Annotated in this window: 1 protein-coding gene and 2 pseudogenes; all 3 read right to left on the reverse strand. The window is 77.9% G+C overall.

From position 1 onward, the window contains the following. Positions 1 to 229: pseudogene (locus MHW47_RS34835) on the reverse strand (phage tail protein); the annotation flags it as partial. After that, positions 217 to 1,182, reverse strand: a complete 966-nt coding sequence (locus MHW47_RS34840) for an NAD(P)-dependent oxidoreductase (protein ID WP_111338036.1) — start codon at positions 1,180 to 1,182, stop codon at positions 217 to 219. The pseudogene MHW47_RS34835 and the gene MHW47_RS34840, both read right to left, overlap by 13 nt. Before the next feature lie 164 nt (positions 1,183 to 1,346). Further along, a pseudogene (locus MHW47_RS34845) lies at positions 1,347 to 2,140 on the reverse strand (hypothetical protein); the annotation flags it as partial.

The following is a 2,140-nucleotide window of genomic DNA, read 5'->3' on the forward strand; positions in this document are numbered from 1 at the left end:
CGCGGGCGTTGCGCAGCCGGCCCGCCGCCTCCAGGCAGTGCGGGTCGGGCCTGCTGCCGGGGCCGTTGTCGACGTCCAGCACCGCCCAGTGCAGCGGCGTGCCGGGGCGGGCCAGTTCGGCCCACTCGGCCGGGGCGAGCAGCGGGTGCGCGCAGCCGGGGATGCCGAGGCCCGGCCCGTCGGTACCGGCGGCACGCCGCGCGGTGCCGGGCCGGGTCAGATACGGCACGCCGCCTCCATCCAGATGTCGGCGAGCGACTCCTCCAGGTTGATCCGGGGGCGCCAGCCGAGCCGGTCGCGGGCGGTGCGGACGTCCGCCTGCTGCCAGGCGCCGCAGCCGTCCGGGTACGGGGACGGCGTGGCCGAGAGGTGCTCGATGACGGCTTCGGCGGAGGTCCGGGGGGCGCCGATGGGCAGCCGGGCGGGGGGCGTGTCCAGTTCGTGGAGCGCGCCGGCGTATCCGGCGACCTTGGCGAGGACGGCCGCCGCGTCGCGCAGCCGTACGGCCCGCCCGGTGCCGATGTTGACGACGCCCTGCGCGGCGGAGAGGGAGGCGGCGTGCACCGCCCGCGCCACGTCCCGCACGTCCACGAAGTCGCGCTGCACGCCGAGGCCGCTGAGCTTCAGTTCGCCGTCGCCGGACTGCATGGTGCGGCGCATGGCCTCGGCGAGCCGGCCGAGCGGGGAGCCCGCGGGGGTGCCGGGGCCGACCGGTGAGAAGACCCGCAGCACGACCGCGTCGAGGCCGGAGCCCAGGACCAGTTCGGTGGCGGCGAGCTTGCTGACGCCGTACGGGCCGCCGGGGCGCGGGATGGCGTCCTCCGCCGTGGAGGAGCCGGGCTGCGAGGGGCCGTACTCCGAGGCGCAGCCGACCTGGACCAGCCGGGCGGTGCAGCGGCTGCGCCGCATGGCCTCGCAGACGGTGGCGACGGCGACGGTGTTGTGCCGGGTGAGGTCGCGGGCGCCGCCGCGGGTCGCTCCGGCGCAGTTGACGACGACTCCGGGGTGGACGGCGTCCAGGAAGCGGGTGAGCGCTCCGGGGCTGCCGGTGGCGAGGTCGAACCGTACGTCGGCGTCGTCGCCGCGGCCGAGCGCCGTGAGGTGGACGGCGGGGTCGGCGAGCAGCCGGTCGGCCACGAACCGGCCGATGAATCCGTTGGCTCCGAGCAGCAGCACCCTCATCGCGCACCGCCTCCGCCATGGGGCCGACGGCGGGTTGCCGGTGCGGGGGATTGGAGGGTCATGTCGGTGGGTCTCCTTGTGGCTGTTCCGTACGGTTCGATGCGTACGGTTCGGTTGGGGCGCGTCCGCGGCGTCGGCTCCGCGGACGGGATCGTGGGGCCGCCTCAGGGGGCGGTGTGGGCGGATGCCCTGGCAAGGGCGAGGGTGGCGGTGATCAGCAGGCCGAGGGCGGCCGCGCCGCAGGCCAGCGCGGGGACGGCCCCGGTGCCGCCCGCCTCGATCAGCGCGCGGACCGGGCGGGCCACAGCGTCGAGACCGGGTAGCCGGCCGGCCAGGATCAGGGCCGGCGCCGCCGCCTCCACCGCGACCGCGGCGGCGAGTCCGGTGGCGGCCGGCTCGGGGAAGCCGTGGACGGTGAGCAGCCGGGCCAGCAGGAGCAGCACCCCGAGGGCGGTGGCCCCGGCCGGTGCGCCGCCGCTCCCCGACACGGGCCCGGCCAGGTACTGCAGGACGGCCAGCGCGCCGAGGAAGAGCGCGACGACGCCGAAGAGCAGGGGGCGCGCGCCGGCCGCGAACTCCTCCAGGGCGTGGCTGGCGAGGAGGCGGCGGTGGGCGTGCAGCGCGAACAGGTGGGCGCACCAGGCGGCGGGCACCACCGCCAGGGCGAGCGCCGGCAGCGGTGCCGGGGTCAGCGCCCAGGGGCCCTCGGGTCCGCCGCTGAGGACCTGGTGGAGCAGGGCGTCGCCGTACAGGACGTAGCCGAGGAGCCAGCAGACGCGGAGCATGCCGGTGCCGGAGGCGGCGGGGGCGGCGGCGAGCGGGCCGGTGCGTAAGGCGAGGAGGAGGGCGAGCAGCGTCAGCAGCGCGCCGGCGCAGCCGAGGGCGAGCCGGGCGTCGCCGCCGAGCGCCCCCTCGGTGAGCCGCAGGGCGAGGAGGGTCGCCAGGCAGGCGGCGCCGG

It is taken from the genome of Streptomyces sp. OfavH-34-F, from assembly GCF_022347745.1.
In the GTDB taxonomy this organism is placed as follows: domain Bacteria; phylum Actinomycetota; class Actinomycetes; order Streptomycetales; family Streptomycetaceae; genus Streptomyces.

Excerpts from the sequence above, each read along its gene's own strand:
- MHW47_RS34840 (WP_111338036.1), bottom strand. The coding sequence starts at position 1,182 with ATGAGGGTGCTGCTGCTCGGAGCCAACGGATTCATCGGCCGGTTCGTG.